Source organism: Moraxella sp. E33BD (assembly GCF_041807865.1).
Taxonomy (GTDB): Bacteria; Pseudomonadota; Gammaproteobacteria; order Pseudomonadales; family Moraxellaceae; genus Moraxella; species Moraxella haemolytica.
In genome coordinates this window covers 81,424-99,512 of the sequence record NZ_JBGTZD010000004.1, presented here as the reverse complement: position 1 = coordinate 99,512, position 18,089 = coordinate 81,424, and the positions used below count along the sequence as shown (strand labels likewise).

General features: G+C 42.7%; 16 protein-coding genes. 2 read left to right on the top strand and 14 right to left on the bottom strand.

Going from position 1 to position 18,089, the window contains the following annotated elements; translation table 11 throughout:
• Window positions 1-28: 28 nt before the first annotated feature.
• The 3 genes from dacB to ACERC6_RS03385 all read right to left on the bottom strand — a co-directional run bounded on the left by dacB (window position 29) and on the right by ACERC6_RS03385 (window position 3,842).
• The gene (gene dacB, locus ACERC6_RS03395) at window positions 29-1,597 is read right to left on the bottom strand and encodes a D-alanyl-D-alanine carboxypeptidase/D-alanyl-D-alanine-endopeptidase (protein WP_373628550.1); all 1,569 of its coding nucleotides are present in this window, start codon (window positions 1,595-1,597) and stop codon (window positions 29-31) included.
• Between the two features lie 317 nt (window positions 1,598-1,914).
• The gene (gene dcd / locus ACERC6_RS03390; RefSeq protein ID WP_284672885.1) at window positions 1,915-2,484 is read right to left on the bottom strand and encodes a dCTP deaminase; all 570 of its coding nucleotides are present in this window, start codon (window positions 2,482-2,484) and stop codon (window positions 1,915-1,917) included.
• 155 nt (window positions 2,485-2,639) lie between these two features.
• A complete protein-coding gene (locus tag ACERC6_RS03385) occupies window positions 2,640-3,842 on the bottom strand; it encodes a P-loop NTPase (RefSeq protein WP_373628549.1) in 1,203 nt (400 codons plus the stop codon).
• 308 nt (window positions 3,843-4,150) lie between these two features.
• On the opposite strand from ACERC6_RS03385, the gene queA reads away from it, so the two are divergent.
• A complete protein-coding gene (gene queA, locus ACERC6_RS03380) occupies window positions 4,151-5,215 on the top strand; it encodes a tRNA preQ1(34) S-adenosylmethionine ribosyltransferase-isomerase QueA (protein ID WP_373628548.1) in 1,065 nt (354 codons plus the stop codon).
• 114 nt (window positions 5,216-5,329) lie between these two features.
• On the top strand, window positions 5,330-6,463 hold the full coding sequence (tgt, locus tag ACERC6_RS03375) for a tRNA guanosine(34) transglycosylase Tgt (protein WP_373628547.1): 1,134 nt from the start codon (window positions 5,330-5,332) through the stop codon (window positions 6,461-6,463).
• 103 nt (window positions 6,464-6,566) lie between these two features.
• Here the strand turns inward: tgt and ACERC6_RS03370 are convergent, their stop codons facing one another.
• From ACERC6_RS03370 to uppS, 11 genes are all read right to left on the bottom strand, one after another.
• Entirely contained in the window at window positions 6,567-6,692 is a 126-nt protein-coding gene (locus ACERC6_RS03370; protein WP_284672889.1) for a methionine/alanine import family NSS transporter small subunit, read from the bottom strand.
• Complete coding sequence (locus tag ACERC6_RS03365) at window positions 6,685-8,193, bottom strand: sodium-dependent transporter (protein ID WP_373628546.1); 1,509 nt, start codon at window positions 8,191-8,193, stop codon at window positions 6,685-6,687. The genes ACERC6_RS03370 and ACERC6_RS03365 overlap by 8 nt, the downstream gene beginning before the upstream one ends.
• A 211-nt stretch (window positions 8,194-8,404) precedes the next feature.
• Window positions 8,405-9,178 (bottom strand): acyl-ACP--UDP-N-acetylglucosamine O-acyltransferase, encoded by a 774-nt coding sequence (gene lpxA / locus ACERC6_RS03360; protein WP_373628545.1) that lies wholly within the window; start codon window positions 9,176-9,178, stop codon window positions 8,405-8,407.
• 137 nt (window positions 9,179-9,315) lie between these two features.
• Window positions 9,316-9,840 (bottom strand): 3-hydroxyacyl-ACP dehydratase FabZ, encoded by a 525-nt coding sequence (gene fabZ / locus ACERC6_RS03355; RefSeq protein WP_373628544.1) that lies wholly within the window; start codon window positions 9,838-9,840, stop codon window positions 9,316-9,318.
• A gap of 75 nt (window positions 9,841-9,915) precedes the next feature.
• Window positions 9,916-10,935 carry a UDP-3-O-(3-hydroxymyristoyl)glucosamine N-acyltransferase gene (gene lpxD, locus ACERC6_RS03350; protein ID WP_373628543.1) on the bottom strand — a complete coding sequence of 340 codons (1,020 nt, stop codon included), beginning with the start codon at window positions 10,933-10,935 and terminating at the stop codon, window positions 9,916-9,918.
• The gene (gene bamA / locus ACERC6_RS03345) at window positions 10,935-13,352 is read right to left on the bottom strand and encodes an outer membrane protein assembly factor BamA (protein WP_373628542.1); all 2,418 of its coding nucleotides are present in this window, start codon (window positions 13,350-13,352) and stop codon (window positions 10,935-10,937) included. The genes lpxD and bamA overlap by 1 nt, the downstream gene beginning before the upstream one ends.
• 229 nt (window positions 13,353-13,581) lie before the next feature.
• A complete protein-coding gene (gene rseP / locus ACERC6_RS03340) occupies window positions 13,582-14,946 on the bottom strand; it encodes an RIP metalloprotease RseP (protein WP_373628601.1) in 1,365 nt (454 codons plus the stop codon).
• 30 nt (window positions 14,947-14,976) lie between these two features.
• A complete protein-coding gene (gene dxr / locus ACERC6_RS03335) occupies window positions 14,977-16,191 on the bottom strand; it encodes a 1-deoxy-D-xylulose-5-phosphate reductoisomerase (RefSeq protein WP_373628600.1) in 1,215 nt (404 codons plus the stop codon).
• 5 nt (window positions 16,192-16,196) lie between these two features.
• Window positions 16,197-16,403, bottom strand: a complete 207-nt coding sequence (locus ACERC6_RS03330) for a hypothetical protein (RefSeq protein ID WP_373628541.1) — start codon at window positions 16,401-16,403, stop codon at window positions 16,197-16,199.
• A gap of 76 nt (window positions 16,404-16,479) precedes the next feature.
• The gene (locus ACERC6_RS03325) at window positions 16,480-17,319 is read right to left on the bottom strand and encodes a phosphatidate cytidylyltransferase (protein ID WP_284672896.1); all 840 of its coding nucleotides are present in this window, start codon (window positions 17,317-17,319) and stop codon (window positions 16,480-16,482) included.
• Window positions 17,304-18,083 carry a polyprenyl diphosphate synthase gene (gene uppS / locus ACERC6_RS03320; RefSeq protein ID WP_284672897.1) on the bottom strand — a complete coding sequence of 260 codons (780 nt, stop codon included), beginning with the start codon at window positions 18,081-18,083 and terminating at the stop codon, window positions 17,304-17,306. The genes ACERC6_RS03325 and uppS overlap by 16 nt, the downstream gene beginning before the upstream one ends.
• Window positions 18,084-18,089 lie beyond the last annotated feature (6 nt).

The following is an 18,089-nucleotide window of genomic DNA, read 5'->3' as shown; positions in this document are numbered from 1 at the left end:
GCTGTTTTTATTTTAGCCCAATCTACCGTCAGCGTGTGGCAATATAGCTCAAAGTCTCATCAAGCACAGCGGTGGCACGGCTATCATGCCCCACATTAGGGGCATTGATGATGGCAACCAACACATACCATCTGCCTTGTGTATCCATCACATATCCAGCCAAACTTTTGACATTGTTGAGCGTGCCTGTCTTGACATAAGCACGACCGATGGCAGGATGGCTAGCATCACGCTCTGCCAAAGACAGCATTGTCCCTGTCTGCCCTGCAATCGGTAATGACTCCTTGAACACCTCAAAATTTGGCTGATGATAAGCAAATATCAACAAATCCGCCATCGCACTTGTTGTAATGCCACAATCCCTGCACAATCCAGATGCCCTGCTCATGATGGGCGGTTGCGTGGTTAAGTGTGTCTGCCACCATTTATTAATGAAGTTAAACGCACGAGAGTAGTCGCTCATCTTAGACTGTCCTGACATCGGTATGGATAATGGCAACGATAATGCCACCTGTTCGGTCATGACATTATTAGAGTATTGGTTAATAAGATAAATCTGCTCTGATAGCGGTCTAGATGGATAGCTAAGCCATGCAATAGTCGGGCTATCAACATCCGTCTGTATGCGAACATGACCTGAAAATTTAGCATCTAGTGACCGCCAAACACCCTTTACCGCCTTGAGTGCTAAAGTATCCGAATCAGCAAAAGTTAGCCAATAAGACCGCCTACCACAAGAAGCCCGTGTACCACTTAAGATGGTCAGCTTTGTATCCGTCAGATGAAATTTGGTGTCGTTTAAGCAACTGGCATGATTGGCAGCGATTTGAGTTGGTGCATCAAAATCATCAAGTGGTGGCAATACTCGCACAGCAGCACTTTGTGCGTCTGTCGGGGTAAAAGCAATGGCTTTTTTATTGCCAATCTGTACCAACTTATCATGCCCTGATGGTAAAACATCAACTTCCACTGTGCCAAAATTAACCAAAAAAGCATTCGGTGCAGCATTATAAGCACGAAACCCCTGTCCGTCAAAAGCCTGAATGTCGTATTTAACATTGGTAAAAGCTGAGTTATCAATGATGATATCACCATGAATATGGCGTATGCCTTGCTTTTGTACTTGCTCAAGCATGGCAACAAGTCTATCATGCGTCATAGAAGGATCGCCAGAGCCTTTGATGACCAAATCGCCATACAGCACCCCATTTAATATCACACCCTTAGGATAGATACGAGTAAACCAACGGTGGTTCTCCCCCAAAGTGTGCAGAGCAATCAAGGTTGTGATGAGCTTTTGGGTGGATGCAGGTGTACGCAGCTTATCGGCACGGTGGCGAACGATTGGAGTATGTCGTCTAATGGCTTGAGTGGGTGTTTTTGCAATACTAATGCCGTCTAATGGCTCAATCCACAGACTTATCTCTTCGTCAGACAGCCCTACCGCCATCATCTTAGCTTTGATGACATGGGGTAGTGCCTGCTCATGGATATCATCATGAATGCTCTGTATTGATGTATTAGAAATCTCCGATGAATTTGCCAGCCCAACTTGAGCCATCAGCCCAAACGCTGCCACCAAACATTGACGGTACATACTCGCTCCATCTTTTTAGTCTATTTCCACAAAACACAGCCCACGCATCCTGTTAATGCCAAGACCCATGCCTTAATCACTGATGACAAATAATCATTCCATTTAATGGTTTCTTCTAGCTCAAAATGATTTAGCTTTTGGGCTATTTTCTTGCTCGTTGGCGTGCCATTTTAGCATCAAACTGGTGATTTTTCGCCAATATCCAACCTGCCAAACCTTAAACCAAAATAGTCATAAAAAACAAAAGATTGCTCATTGTAGAACAATCTTTTGAAAATTGCGGTTTAACTTATGTAACCAAGTATCACTCAATGACATCAAGTTTTCGGTAATGTAACGCCTGTCTGTCCCTGATATTTACCACCACGGTCTTTATAGGAAGTTTGACACACCTCATCAGATTGAAAAAATAGCATCTGTGCCACGCCCTCGCCTGCATAGATGCGTGCAGGTAGATTAGTGGTATTACTAAATTCCAAAGTAACATGACCTTCCCATTCAGGCTCTAAGGGTGTAACATTAACGATGATTCCACAGCGTGCATAAGTAGATTTGCCCAAACAGATGGTCAGCACATCTCGTGGAATCTTAAAATACTCTACCGTACGAGCCAATGCAAATGAGTTTGGCGGAATGATACATTCATCACCGACAATATCAATAAAACTTTTTTCATCAAAGTTTTTAGGGTCAACAATGGCGGAATGCACATTAGTAAACACCTTAAACTCATTGGCACAGCGAACATCATAGCCATAGCTTGATGTGCCGTAACTGACGATTTTATCGCCTTGTTCATTATGGCGGATTTGGTTTGGCTCAAACGGAGCAATCATCTGATGCTCTGTCGCCATTTGACGAATCCAGCGGTCTGACTTGATGGACATAATGATTTCTCACTTAAAATATTTATTGTAAAATTCTTTGCCTTATGGCTAAAACCACAAACAATACGCTACTAAAAATTTTTGCATTATAAAGGATAATGATGACTTAGGCAATTTAAAGTACCGATATTGCATTAGACTTTTTATCAAGCCAATTAAAATATCCGCCCACTTTCTCCTTTATCAAACTTACCAATTTGACCATCAATATTGTTAGCGATATGCTCATAATACACCGAAAAGTCATCACCCAATAGCACGCTTGGACTGCCTTTATCCATATTCTCACGGATGCCTGTGGCAAGCGGAAGCTGTCCCAATAATGGCACTTGATAACGCTTGGCTAGACCCTTGCCGCCATTTTCCCCAAAAATAGCATCTACATGACCACAATTCGTGCAAGTGTGTAGTGCCATATTCTCCACCACACCAATAACAGGGATATCAGTCTTAAAAAACATTTCCATGCCTTTTTGAGCATCAAGTAAAGCGATGTGCTGTGGCGTAGTAACAATCACCGCTCCTGTAATCGGAATACGCTGAGCAAGGGTTAACTGAATATCGCCCGTACCAGGCGGCATATCAATAACCAGATAGTCAAGATGTGGCCAGTTAGTCTGATTGTATAGTTGCATCAAAGCACCTGTCGCCTTGATGCCACGCCATGCCACTGGGGTATTATCACTCTCTAGCAAGCTACCAATAGAGAGCATAGCAAGCCCATGAGCATCTATTGGTACAAATTGATCGTTTTCAACAGCAGGTTTTACCCCTACCACACCAAGCATATCAGGCACAGATGGCCCATAGATGTCGGCATCTAAGATACCTACTCTCTTACCAAGCTTCTGTAAAGCAAGGGCGATATTCACAGTGGTGGTAGATTTACCCACACCCCCCTTGCCAGATGCCACAACAATGATATGGCGAATGCGTGGATGCACAGCGATATCAGACTGCCTAGAGACGGATTTGGTGGGTGTAGATTGCTCTGACATGGCATCACTGCCATCTTGAACACTGTTATTGGGATTAAAATTCTGCACACCCGTCTTTTGCTGACCACTGATATCTATTTTTGTGCCAGTTGGGGCAACTTTATCAGACAAAACAACATTAAGATTCACCTCCCCAACACCAATTAGATGCAGTCTGCTCCTTAGGTCGTGATACACCTTTTCAAGCTCGGCTTGGTTGGCATTTTTATGCACTTTTAGGGTTAGGTTTAGTGTATCGCCACTTAGCTCATGACCATCTATATAAGTCGCCAACGACTGCTCATATAAAGTAAATTCACTCATCACTTTATTAATATCAGTCATGCTGATGGTTGTTTTCTTTTTAAAGGGATTAAACATGGTATCTTATTGGTTATGGATTGGTATCAATGTTAGTTAGCGTATGTTTTTGGCAAAACCGCCATATGATAGACTTACTTTATTGTAGCATGATTTTATTAGGTCATACATTGCTTTTATCAAAATCAACCAAATAACCCATCAGCCCTAAGCTTTGGTCTATGTCGCCATATAAAACATCCAAACAAGCATGACTGAAACCATCTAAGCGATTTACGAACAGCCCAACAAAGATATCGTTTAATTTTATAAGAAAAAATCAGCAGAACATCCAATTTTTGCCAAAAATTTGATAGAATAGGCTTTTTATGAAAACAAAACTCATGACCACGCCACTACTGACCGCCGATTTTGATTACCATTTACCTGACGAACTCATCGCTCGTTATCCGCTCGCTATGCGTTCAGCTTCTCGCCTGCTTCATGTGCAAGGCAACAGACGCACGGATTTGGCATTCACCGATTTGCCCAGCCTATTAAATAAAGGCGACTTGCTTGTGTTAAACGACACTAAAGTGATGAAGGCTCGGCTATTTGGCATTAAGGATACAGGTGGTGCGGTGGAGGTGCTTATTGAACGCATCACCAATCATGAGCAACGCATCGCTCACTGTCATGTTCGCTCTAGTCGTGCCCTAAAACTTGGGCAGACAGTTAGTTTGGCGGACGGCAACATAACAGCCACCATGTGTGGACGAGACAAAAACTTATTCATCTTGCAATTTGATGCACCGATTTTACCAGACTTAGAACGCTATGGGCAGATGCCTATTCCGCCTTATTTTGAACGCAAAGCCGACCAAGATGATGACACTCGTTATCAAACGGTATTTTATGACCCTGCCAAAGAGGCCAGTGTTGCTGCACCAACCGCAAGCCTACATTTTGATGAAAAAGTGCTAAATGAATTAAAAAATAAAGGTGTTAAGATTGCCTTTGTAACGCTTCAAGTTGGTGCAGGTACTTTTACTCCTGTTAAAGCAGAGAATCTATCAGAGCATATCATGCACGCTGAATACGCTCACTTGCCACAAGCAACCGCCAATCAAATCAATGAAACCAAGTCAAATGGTGGGAAAATCATCGCTGCAGGCACGACCGTTGCTCGTACGCTAGAGACCGCCCATCTACATCGTGTAGATGGCAAACTGACTGAGTTTAGTGGTGATACACAAATTTTTATTTATCCACCTTATCACTTTGGTGTGGTGGATAGATTGATTACCAATTTTCACCTACCCAAATCCACCCTGCTGATGCTTGTGTCTGCCTTTGCTGGCACTGACAACATCAAACAAGCTTATGCTCATGCCATCAGTGAGCGTTATCGCTTTTTTAGCTATGGCGATGCAATGTTACTGGATAAAAACTAACACAAGACCGATAGGCAAAATAACAGGTTTTTATTATGATGACTTTATCAAAATAACCTTGTAAAAATAGCACTGTTAAAAAATTCACCCACATTACCAATTAAGACCAATCATATGAAATTTACTCTACATAACACCTGCTCTACCACTCGTGCCAGAAGAGGCACGGTTCATTTAGCACACGGACAAGTACAGACCCCTGCTTTTATGCCTGTGGGAACTTATGGCACTGTCAAAGGGATGCTACCTAAAGACATCCATGCCATCGGTGCAGACATCATTTTGGGCAATACCTTTCATCTATGGCTTCGCCCTACCACTGCTGTTATTGATCAGTTTGGCGGACTGCATGACTTTATCGGTTGGGATAAACCAATTTTGACGGATTCTGGTGGTTTTCAGGTATTTAGTCTTGGAGCAATGCGTAAAATCAAAGAGGAAGGCGTGTATTTTCGCTCGCCGATTGACGGAGCTAAAGTATTTTTGTCGCCTGAGATTTCAATGCAAATCCAAAAATCGCTAAACTCCGATATCGTCATGCAGTTCGATGAATGCACACCTTACCCTGCCACCCATCTTGAGGCAGATAAATCTTTAGAGCTTTCACTTCGCTGGGGGCAACGGTGCATTGATGAACATCAAAAGCTAGGCAATAAAAATGCTCTGTTTGGCATCGTTCAAGGTTCTATGTATCAAGATTTGCGTGAAAAATCGCTATCAGGACTGTTAAAGATGCCTTTTGATGGCTATGCCATTGGCGGTCTTTCGGTGGGCGAACCAAAAGATGAAATGATGGGCGTACTCAATTATCTACCCAATCTTATGCCGTCTGATAAGCCACGCTACTTGATGGGCGTAGGCACTCCTGTTGATATTATTGAGGCGGTGCGTCGTGGTGTGGATATGTTTGACTGTGTCATGCCAACTCGCAACGCAAGAAACGGTCATCTGTTCACATCAACAGGGGCGATAAAAATCAAAAATGCTGTCCATCGTCATGACACATCACCCTTAGATAGTGAATGCGACTGCTATACTTGCCAGAATTTTAGCCGTGCCTATTTACATCATCTGCACAAATGCAATGAAATGCTATCTGCTCAATTAAACACCATTCACAACCTACGCTTTTATCAAAATCTCATGGCAGGCATTAGAGCCAGTATTGAAGAAGACCGTTTTGGGGTATTTGTGGCACAATTTTATACCAAACAAGGGTTGGAAGTGCCTGCATTAGAGCTTAGCTGATTACAAAACATCGGCAAACTCAACTTCTTAAAACCAAATAAAAACACACGCCCAATAAAGCGTGTGTTTTTTAACTGAGTGAGCCACTCACCAATTTGGCAAATTACTCACTTGGTACTTCATCCATATCAATATCAGGGTTTTTTATCAAATGGATGGCGGATAAAATCAAGCCACCCCAAATAGCAGCCAATGCTATTATCATGATAATTAAAGCTGTGCTATTCATAATAACCCCCCTTTTGTTCGCCATGAGAACTATGTCCACGAGCTTTTGTTAGTAACATTGCTCCGATAGCAAAGATTGCTACCACACCCCAACCAAAGATAAGTTGCGTGATGAAGTCATAGCTATCATAACCTTCGGTCAGTAGTGATTTTAGGCTAAGTACCAACGCAGCAATCAAGGAGATTGGCGTAATTACAGTTAATACAAACGACCAACCTACACCCACTTTGACACTTGAAATACCATTGATATGGCGGATAAGTTTATCAAGCAAACCACGGTTTAGCCAAGTTACCCAGATGATTGACAAAATCGCACCAAACACCACGCCAATATTATTGGCAAAATGATCGATGATATCAACAAAGGTAATCGCCGTCTTAGTTGAAAACAGTACAATAGAAATGATTGCCGAAATGCCACCAACGATGGTAACGGCTTTTTTGTGCGACCAACCAAATTTATCTTCAACCGCAGAGATTGGCACTTGAATGATACTTGCCATCGAGGTCAGACCTGCTACAAATAGCGAAGCAAAGAACAACACGCCGATAATCGTGCCAGCATCACCCATGCTTGAGATGATTTTTGGGAAAGCCACGAAAGCCAAGCCAATACCGCCAGAGACAACTTCTGCCACAGGCTTGCCTGATGCCGTCGCCATAAAGCCAAGCACCGAGAAAATACCAATACCCGCTAAGATTTCAAATGATGAGTTGGCAAAACCAACCATCAGTCCAGAACCTGTCAGGTTGGCGTTCTTTTTTAGGTATGATGAGTAAGTTACCATAATACCAAAGCCGATAGACATTGAAAAGAACACATGACCATAAGCCGCAAGCCATACTTTTGGGTTTGCCATCGCCGCCCAGTTTGGTGTAAAGAAGGTATTAAGACCCTCAACTGCACCTGGCAGACGCACCGCTTGAATCACCATAATGGCAAACATAACAACAAGCAATGGAATAAAAATCTTATTAACCAGCTCAACGCCTTTTCTGATACCACCATACATGATGAATAGCACAATTGCCCACACCACCACAACGCCAATGAATAGGCTTGGCACAAAGGTAAAATCTAACCCTGAGCCGTTTTGTAGATAGTGATCAAAAAAGAAACTTTCTGTATCTTCGCCCCACGCTTGGCTAAATGAGTACAGGGTATATTGACCTGCCCAGCTAAGCACGCTAGCATAATAAATACCAATGACAGAGCAGACCAATACTTGCCACCAACCCACGCCTTCGGCAGATTTTACCATGCGTCCATAAGCGGTTGGCGGTGCACCACGGTACTTTTGCCCAACCACATAATCCAAAAACAATAGTGGGAAACCTGCTGTCGCTAAGGCAATCAAATACGGAATAAAAAACGCACCACCGCCATTTTCATAAGAAACATACGGAAAACGCCAAATATTCCCTAGGCCGACTGCCGAACCAATGGCAGCCAAAATAAATCCAGAGCGTGCCGACCAACTTTCTCGTTGCACAGACATAAACTCTCCTTATCTGTTTATCATTTTTCATCGTCATGGCACAATCAGCCCAACGATCACTGATTACTTACCTATTAATTAACAACCTTACAAATATATCTTGCAGTATTGTTGCTATAATAGTTTGATTTATTAATAAACAAAAGTCAAATAAAATAAAATACAAAAACCCCTAGCTAAAAGTTATGGGTTTTTGTATTAACGGATTAAATTAGCGAGTTAAGCCTCGCTGACTATTTTGTAGAGAGTTGATGAACAGCTGAACCTTAGGTTCATGAACGACCAGCTTTTGTAATTCATCTAATGCCTGCCCACGAATCAGACCGGAGCGAAATACCACCCGATAAGCATCGTCTAGTATTTTAATCGTCTCGGCACTCCAGCCTTTTCTACGCATACCCTCTTTATTGATGCCATGCGTCTTAGCAGGATTGCCCAAAACCATCGTAAATGCCGCCACATCTTTTAAGACGAGACTTGCACCACCAATCATACTATAATCATCGATACGGCAAAACTGATGGATACCTGACTGACCACCGATAATCACATAATGACCAATATGGCTATGCCCTGCCACACCAACATTATTAGCAAGCACATTATGATCACCCACCACACAATCATGAGCGATGTGCGTATTGACCATAAATAGATTATGGCTACCAATCTTAGTTAAGCCACGATCTTGAACCGTACCACGATGAAAGGTGCAAGACTCTCTGATACAATTATAATCTCCGATTTCCAGATAAGTCGTCTCGCCTGCATATTTTAAATCTTGCGGATTTTCACCAATACTAGCAAACTGATAAATCTCATTATGCTCACCAATCGTGGTATTCTCACCCACAATGACATGATTTTTTAGTATCGTGTGTGCACCAATTTTACTATTCTTACCAACAATACAATAAGGACCAATAACAGCTGTTTCATCAATGATGGCGAATTCATCAATGATGGCGGTTGGGTGAATGCTCATACCTACCCCAAAAACTCCCACATGGTATTATCCATGATTTTTATAGTTAACATGATTGTCATACTATTTAGTATAACCAACCAAGTCTTAGCTTGAAATTTATTACCTAGTTTAATACATCTCACTACATTCATCAATCACAAATCAGCAACTTTTTGACGAGCAATCATAATCTCAGCACTACACGCCAACTCACCATCAACATGAGCAGTACACTCAAACTTGTAAATATCACGCACACTTCTGGTCGCCTTTGAACGAATCACCAAAGTATCGCCTGTACTAACCATCTTTTTAAAGCGTACCTTATCCACACCTGCAAACAGATACAAGTAGCCACTTTTAGAAGTCTGACCTGCACTAATAAAACCCAAAATACCCGACAACTGAGCCATCGCTTCAACCATCAGTACGCCTGGCATGATGGGATTGTCAGGAAAATGCCCATTGAACAGCTCTTCATTGATTGTAATGTTCTTGTAGCCAGTAATCCAATGATTAGGCGAGCAAGCAGTTACACGGTCAATTAGCATGAACGGATAACGATGTGGCAGATAGTGCTTGATTTGGTCGTATTTTAAAGGCAAGGTAACCCCTCGCTCATTTAGTGCGTCCAAATCCTCTTGGGTGAGTAGATCAATATCGATGGTGGTATTTGACATGGTGTATCCTTAGTATAAGAACAGTAAATAGTACTTTATTTATATTTTATAAAATAAATCCAAACAGGCTTTTGATTATTTTTCACCAGACTGACGAAACTTGATGGTGGCACGACGCCATTTGGCTGTCGGCATGGCGATTGTACCTGATGAGTAGCTACCTGCTTCTTTGATATGGTTGGTTACCATTGTCATGGCGGTAATGGTAACTCCATCAGCAATCGTGATATGCCCTGTGATGCCAGCTGCCCCGCCAATGATGCAATGACGACCAATATGCGTACTGCCTGCAATGCCAACTTTTGCAGCAATCGCTGTGCCATCGCCAATATGCACATTATGGGCAATCTGCACCAGATTATCAATAATGACATCATTACCAATGACCGTATCACCAACCGCCCCACGGTCAATACAGGTATTGCTACCAATACGCACTCGGCTACCAATGACCACTCGCCCCAACTGTGCGATACGCTGCCAACGAAGCCCCTCTTTGGTCGGATTTGGGGCAAAACCAAAGCCTTCTGCCCCAATACTAGCATGGGCATGAATGCTTACTTCATCACCAAGCTGACTGTGATGAGCGATGCTGACATGAAAAGAAATCTGACAACGCTCCCCAAGCACCGCAAAATCATCAATCGTTACATTTGACCCAATGACAGAGTTCGCCCCAATCTGTGCATTTTCACCAATCACGCTATAAGCACCGATACTCACACCCTCTGCCAGCACGGCTGTTGGTGAGATAATGGCGGTTGGGTGTATGTTTGATACCTGTTTGGGCTCATAAGCAAATAGTGGACTAACACAAGCATATGCCAAGTACGCATCTTTGACGATGATGGCGACCGCTGTATTAGGAATGGATTGCGTGAACGACTCGCTTGCAATGATGACACCTGCTTGGCTACTCATCAAGTCATCGCCATACTTGGTGTGAGCGATGAATGCCACAGCATCAGCATCGGCATCTGATAAATTCGCCACACGCAGTACAGTTTTTTGGGTGTCAGATATGCCAAGTACAGCCTTGTTTAAAACAGGCTGTACTTTTTCAATCACTTCAATCAGCTGTAGGAGCGTTGCCATCAGAACACGCTACCGATTTGGAATTGGACTTTTTCAGTCTCATCATTAGCTTTGCTGTTAATCGGCCTTGAATAGCTGATAGATAATGGTCCAATTGGCGTGTACCATGTTGCACCAATACCTGCACTATAGCGAAGCTCTTTATCCTGCTCTAGCACAGTGTAGCTTGTTGATTGGGCATTACCATTGGTGATTTGCTTTAGATTCACTTTTTGCTTATCCATACCTGTGGTATCAAACACTTGACCGCCTTCAAAGAATAGTACAGGACGGACTTGGTCAACCCAATCACCTTTAAATGGTAATGGTAAAATCAGTTCTGCACCAAAGGTAGCCAAGGCATTACCACCGACATTTTCCCCCAATCGATGTCGCTCCTGCTGACTGGCAACATCATATCTTTGTGAACGAGGACCTAAACTTGAAGCATTATAGCCACGCACCGAGCCATAACCACCTGCATAGAAGTTTTCATAAAATGGCAAGTCATTGCCATAGCCCAGTCTGGTGTAGCCACGCAGGATACTACCCTTCCATAAAGGATAATAAATATTACCAGTGTACACGGCTTTTTGATATGTCTTATCGCCAAAGCCTAAGGTAAGATCAACATTATGGCTCATACCCTTAGTTGGGAACACTGGTTTATCCAAACTTGAATAGCTCCAGCCCAATGTGGCATTATACGAGGTGTAATTATGGCTAAAGCCTGCTTTATTCCCATCAAATATCGTAATTTTACCGCCATCTTCAAGTAATCGCTTGACATTGCTAACCGCCATGCCACGACCACCTTGAATCTTGGTATTATCAATATTAAAACCTGCACTAATACGCTGATTTTCATTGATAGGATAACCATAACTTAGCGTACCGCCATAGGAATCTAGCACATAATTACTGATACTCCTATTGTCATACTTGGTTTTACGATAGTAAGCATTCACACTTTGTGAAACACCATTTTCAGTAAAGAATGGATTGGTCATACCAAAGTTATACACATCACGAGTCTCTGAACGAGAAAATGATGTATTAACACGATTACCAGTACCCATAAAGTTTGACTGCGATAATTCCAACTGGAAAGTCAAACCACCAGACTGACTATAACCTGCAGCGATGGTTGATGAACCCGATGGCTGTTCTTGTACAGTAAATCTGATGTCCACTTGGTCAGGAGTGTTTGGGACAGGGATAACTTCAGCCTGCACATCTTTAAAGAAACCTGTACGCATTAGGCGTATACGAGACAGCTGAATTTGAGAGTTTGATGCCAATGCCCCTTCTAGCTGACGCATTTCACGGCGTAGCACTTCATCTTTGGTCTTTGAGTTACCTGCAAAGTTAATACGGCGTACATACACAGGGCGTACAGGATCAATATAATAATCAATATCTACCGTGCGAGTCTCATCATTGATTCGTGTAATTGGGCGAATTTGGGCATAATAATAGCCATCATCACCGAATTTACCAGCAAGCTTGGTGGTAACCTCGTCAAGTTTGGCTTGTGAATAATTGTCGCCCTCTTGAAAGTTTACGAACTTTTGTAGTTCATCAATCTCATAGGTAACATCACCCAAAAATTGCGTCTTACCAAAATTATATCTCTCGCCCTCACTAACGGCAATCTCAACAAATACCTTATCCTTTTCTTCATCAATGGATAGGCTAGAATTTTCTACCTTAAAACGCACAAAGCCTTTATTTAGGTATTTTACCTGCAAAGCTTCAAGGCTGGCATTTAATCGCTCCTGACTATAACGGTTGGCTTTTGAAAGCGGGTTTATCACTCTATCTTTTAAAGTCAGCTCATCTTTGATGTCTTCATCGCTAAAATATTTATTGCCAATAATATTGACATCAACAACTTTTGCCGCCTTACCTTCAATGAACTCAACATCTAGCTTAACTCGGTTGCCATCTAGTTCGGTTTGATTAACCTTAATGTCGCTGTTGTAGTAGCCTTGCGAGATATACTGGTTTTTTAGCTCATTTTCAATGGCATTTACAGTGGATTGCTTTAGCACACCCCCAACGGTCAGACCTGCCATTTTTAAGCCTTCTTCAAGACCTTGCTTTGGAATGAGTTTATTATCCTTAAAGTTAATTTCTGCAATCACAGGTCGTTCTGTTACATGAAACAACACCCCACCGTCTTTAACTTCAGCTTGCACATTTGAAAAGTGCCCTGTTGCATACAATGCACGGATACTCTGAGCAAGCTGTTCCTCGCTCACGCTTTGACCCAAGCGAATGGGCAAGGTTGTTTGTAAACTTTCAATGGTAACACGCTGTAAACCATTGATCGCAATATCATTAGCAATAAAGGCCTGTGCGTGGGCAGATGTTGTCATCGCCATGATGATGGCGGTAGAAATTGAAGTAGTTACAAAACCTGAAAACTTAGGCATACACATAAAATCATATCCACAATTATTATCAATTTTAAAGATGTGTGCCATATCCATATCATCGCCCAAATTGAAAAATAATCCAAAAGAAGCAATGAGCAGAAAGACACAACATTAACCGTGCTAAATTAAGCCAAAAAAGCGATTTTGGCAAGCCCCAAAAGAGATTTATTCGCAATTTTTGGCAATTTTTTTAAAATAAATGGTTAAATTGTTAAATTTTGAGCCATTAGCCAAACAATCGCATGATATCGTTACTGATTGCAAGCAACATGAAACACAGCAGTAAGGACATACCCAAACGCAATCCAATCACTTGAACCGACTCACTCATTGGCTTGCCACGAATCAATTCATAGGTATAAAATACCAAATGACCGCCATCAAGCACAGGGATGGGTAGCAGGTTCATCACAGCAAGAGATAAACTAATGATGGCGGCGGTCGATAATACTTGCTCCCAACCAATCTCAAAACTCGTCTTTGACACTTCAGCGATAGTAATAGGACCTGAGATATTCTCAATGCCTATCAGCCCTGTAATCATCTTGCCAATGGCGTCAACGGTCATTGCTGATAAATCATAAGTCTTGGTGAATGCTTTAGCGATTGCCTGTGCTGGGCTATACTCCACCATCATGCGATACTCTGCAGGAATGGACATTATTCCTTGATGACTCACTCTAACGCCAATTTGACCAACCACCTGATTACGCTGTTTAATGCCTTTTGGCATAACCTTAACCACCATCAGCTGACCGTCTCTTATGATGTGAAAATCCAACATTTTTTCAGGATTTTGGCGGATGATGGGCGTGGCGTCTATCCAATTTTTGATGGGCGTGTCATTAATGGCAGTAACTCTATCACCCACCTTTAGCCCCATCAAGGCTGCTGCACCATCAGGCACAACCTCCGACAACACAGGCTCTATCACAGGCTGATAAGGCAATACCCCAAGGCTTGAAATGGCATCTTGACCTTGTTGCTCACCTTGCATGAATGTCGTGATTGGCACCATCTTTTGTGAAAATTTACCGCCCTGTTCAACCACAACCTCAAGACTGCCCGTCTCGCCCATGCGATGTGCTAAGGCATAATTTAGCTCTTCCCAAGTATTGATGGACCTACCATCAATGCCTGTGATTTTTTCTCCAACCGACAATACACCTGCAGCTGGCGTTCCATCTAGCACCTTGCCAATGCGAGTGTTTAGCTGTTCGGACGGCTGCATGAACAGCACAAAAAACAATCCGATGGCAATGATAAAATTCATCAAAGGACCTGCTGCTACGATGGCAATTTTCTTTAATGGATGTTGATTATTAAAGGCTAAATGTCGCTCGTGTTGCACCACCTCAACCTCTCGCTCATCAAGCATTTTGACATACCCACCCAAAGGAATGGCAGAAATACGATAATCAATGCCAGATTTTTTACTCGTCCAGCCAAACAGTTTGGGTCCAAAGCCAATAGAGTAGGTCAAAACCTTCACCCCGCACAATCGTGCAACGATATAATGACCCCATTCATGCAATGCCACAAGCGGTCCAAGCACACAGACCGCCGCCAAAAACATCAATAATCCATTCATAGCCATAATCAATCTTTAGCTCTTTAATTTCTAAAATTCTTGTAGTAATGCCCAAGCGGTCACTCTCACCTGCTCATCAAGTGCTAAAATATCCGCCAAATCATCATAAGATTTACTTAAAATGTTATGAAATAGCGGATTGTCCAGACATTTTTCAACCAATACAGCAATATCGGTCAGGCGTATTTTACCATGCAAAAACGCATTCACCGCCACTTCATTACTGGCATTTAGTACAATACACGCCCCATTTCCTAGCTTCATCGCTTTTTTGGCAAGTGCCAGACAGGCAAATTTTTTCTCATCAGGAGCAATAAATTCTAGTTTTGCCATATCAAAAAGATTAAGTGGCTTAGTACCTGTTGTAAGGCGGTTAGGATACGCCAAAGCATAACCAATAGGCACTCTCATGTCTGGATTGCCCATTTGTGCTAGCCACGAACCGTCTACATATTCCACCATAGAATGGACGATGCTCTGTGGATGAATGGCGACCTCTACATCATCTACACCCACACCAAATAGATGGCAGGCTTCAATGAATTCAAGCCCTTTATTCATCATCGTATTAGAATCTACCGTGATTTTTGAACCCATAGACCAGTTAGGATGATTGACCGCATCTGTTATGCTTGCCGATTGCATCTCTTCATAAGATTTATGCAAAAATGCCCCACCGCTTGCCGTCAGCCATAGTTTTTTTATACCAAAATTATCATGATTGAGCAATGACTTATCAGTTTGCACCGCCTGTGGTAAGCACTGAAAAATTGCATTATGCTCACTATCAATAGGCAGGATGACAGCCCCAGTCTGCTTGGCGGTATTCATGACCAAATCACCTGCCATCACCAGACTTTCTTTATTGGCGAGCAAGACTTTTTTGCCCGCTTGCACAGCAGATAAGGTCGATGAAAGCCCTGCCCCACCAACGATGGCACACACAACCACATCTACATCATCATGACTGGCAATCCAATCTAATCTCAGACTTTGTGGTAAGGCAGTGGTTCTTAATGACAGCTTATCAAGCTCGTCTTGAAATTGCACAAAAAATTCATCGCCAACCACTGCAAATTTGGGGTTAAATCTCACACAAATCTCAAGCAACTTTTGCCAATTAGCAAATCCAGAGACGGCAAATAAATGATAATCCCCTTGATGCTGTTCGATGACATCAAGGGTGCTATCACCAATAGAACCTGTCGCTCCGAGCAGGCTAATGTTTAAAACAGAATGCTTCATTGTCATTAAAAAGAGTTCATTGTTTGGCAAAGACTGGTATTGGTGTGATACTCACTGATTTTTTGTTGGTAGTCAGCGTCATCAAGACTGGGTGTGGCAAATTGTCTTTGACAATGTTTATCAAAAGACTGTTGGGTAGGTTCTTCTACCGCCAAATGACTGGCACAAGCACTCAAAAACAAGCTGCCAACAAAAATAACTAAAAATTTCATCACATACCAACCCTAAAATCCATTCGGCACAAAAGTCGCTCAATATTCAGATGATTTAACCCAATCATCATGAAATCTACAGCAGATTTGCCAAATTCATTTTTATCCATACTTTTGTAAAAATACCCATTTCAAGTAACAGCCAAAACCCCAACGCAAAGATAGGTGTGGCAGATAATAACGAATCAATGCGGTCAAGCACACCGCCATGACCAGGTAAAATACTGCCCGAATCCTTAATACCTGCACGGCGTTTAAGCATGGACTCAAACAAATCACCCAATACGCTCGCTCCCACCGTCAATGCCGATAGTGCCAAAAACCAAAACAACGCCACCCCAGACAACTGCAAATAATAACCTACGACCGCAGCCACCACGCCTGCAGTCAATAGACCACCGACAAGTCCCTCAACCGATTTGTTGGGCGAGACATTAGGAGAAAGTTTGGTCTTACCCAGTTTGCGACCAACAAAATATGCACCGCTATCAGCACACCAAACCAACAAAAAGACATACATCAGCCACCAAGGCGACATCTGCCACAGCCCATACATGGCGGTAATAGCAGCCGTCAAAATCACACCACCCATGTACACCAAACGGCGACCATACCACTTTTCTTTATTGGGATACTGCTTAACCCACAACAATGCCATCGCCCAAATAACAAGTGATGCTGACCACCAAAACACCCATGTTTTTGGAAAAAATATAGAGATGATGGTAATGATGAGCGTAATCAGGACAAACAAGATGGGCTTATTCCACTTAGGCATCAGTTTTGTCCATTCATGCGAAGCGATAACCACCCCCACCGCTAGTAGCGGAAGGACAAAAATAGGCATAGAGCTTGCAAACAGTGCAAAGCCAACAATGATGACCAGTACGATGGCGGTTCTTATGCGTTGCCACATGATGAATACTCCATATTAGTTTGACTCTGGATTTGTTCACTGGTTTTACCAAAACGGCGTTCACGACCTGCAAACATCGCCATCATCTCGTCTAGTTCCTGTGGCTCAAACTCCGGCCATAGCGTTGGTGTAAAAAACAGCTCCGCATAAGCAGCCTGCCACAATAGAAAATTAGAAATGCGATAATCACCGCCTGTGCGAATCAGCATATCTACAGGCGGGCAATCCGACAACTGAATATGGCGTGCCAAACTCACCTCATCAATATCATCAGCACTTATCTCTCCCATCATCGCTTCTTTAACGAGTTCTTTGGTGGCATGGGTAATATCCCAACGACCACCATAGCTAATGGCAATCACCAATGTCATCGCTTCAAAATGAGCCGTTTGACGCTCCGCATCTGCCATAAGTCTCTGTAGGTCATCTCTAAGTTGTGTGCGGTCGCCAATAAATCTTAAACGAATGCGGTATTTGTGCATTCTAGGCATCTGCTCATGAATGGTTGTTGTCAATAGATTCATCAGCAAATCCACTTCGTCTTTTGGTCTTGCCCAGTTTTCCGATGAAAAAGCAAACACCGTTAAGACTTGCACACCACGAGCCAAGCAATGCTCAACAATGGGATCAAGTGCATCTTTACCCTTGATATGCCCTTGTCCTGTGGCAAGCTGATGAGATTTGCCATAGCGATTATTACCGTCCATGATGATGGCAATGTGCTTTGGTATGGTGGCAAGTGGTGGCAAAGCGGTGTTTGTCATAATGTC

What these genes read in the sequence shown, in the direction of transcription:
- dacB (WP_373628550.1), bottom strand. Translation starts at nt 1,597, where the DNA reads ATGTACCGTCAATGTTTGGTGGCAGCGTTTGGGCTGATGGCTCAAGTT.
- dcd (WP_284672885.1), bottom strand. Translation starts at nt 2,484, where the DNA reads ATGTCCATCAAGTCAGACCGCTGGATTCGTCAAATGGCGACAGAGCAT.
- ACERC6_RS03385 (WP_373628549.1), bottom strand. Translation starts at nt 3,842, where the DNA reads ATGTTTAATCCCTTTAAAAAGAAAACAACCATCAGCATGACTGATATT.
- queA (WP_373628548.1), top strand. Translation starts at nt 4,151, where the DNA reads ATGAAAACAAAACTCATGACCACGCCACTACTGACCGCCGATTTTGAT.
- tgt (WP_373628547.1), top strand. Translation starts at nt 5,330, where the DNA reads ATGAAATTTACTCTACATAACACCTGCTCTACCACTCGTGCCAGAAGA.
- ACERC6_RS03370 (WP_284672889.1), bottom strand. Translation starts at nt 6,692, where the DNA reads ATGAATAGCACAGCTTTAATTATCATGATAATAGCATTGGCTGCTATT.
- ACERC6_RS03365 (WP_373628546.1), bottom strand. Translation starts at nt 8,193, where the DNA reads ATGTCTGTGCAACGAGAAAGTTGGTCGGCACGCTCTGGATTTATTTTG.
- lpxA (WP_373628545.1), bottom strand. Translation starts at nt 9,178, where the DNA reads ATGAGCATTCACCCAACCGCCATCATTGATGAATTCGCCATCATTGAT.
- fabZ (WP_373628544.1), bottom strand. Translation starts at nt 9,840, where the DNA reads ATGTCAAATACCACCATCGATATTGATCTACTCACCCAAGAGGATTTG.
- lpxD (WP_373628543.1), bottom strand. Translation starts at nt 10,935, where the DNA reads ATGGCAACGCTCCTACAGCTGATTGAAGTGATTGAAAAAGTACAGCCT.
- bamA (WP_373628542.1), bottom strand. Translation starts at nt 13,352, where the DNA reads ATGCCTAAGTTTTCAGGTTTTGTAACTACTTCAATTTCTACCGCCATC.
- rseP (WP_373628601.1), bottom strand. Translation starts at nt 14,946, where the DNA reads ATGAATGGATTATTGATGTTTTTGGCGGCGGTCTGTGTGCTTGGACCG.
- dxr (WP_373628600.1), bottom strand. Translation starts at nt 16,191, where the DNA reads ATGAAGCATTCTGTTTTAAACATTAGCCTGCTCGGAGCGACAGGTTCT.
- ACERC6_RS03330 (WP_373628541.1), bottom strand. Translation starts at nt 16,403, where the DNA reads ATGAAATTTTTAGTTATTTTTGTTGGCAGCTTGTTTTTGAGTGCTTGT.
- ACERC6_RS03325 (WP_284672896.1), bottom strand. Translation starts at nt 17,319, where the DNA reads ATGTGGCAACGCATAAGAACCGCCATCGTACTGGTCATCATTGTTGGC.
- uppS (WP_284672897.1), bottom strand. Translation starts at nt 18,083, where the DNA reads ATGACAAACACCGCTTTGCCACCACTTGCCACCATACCAAAGCACATT.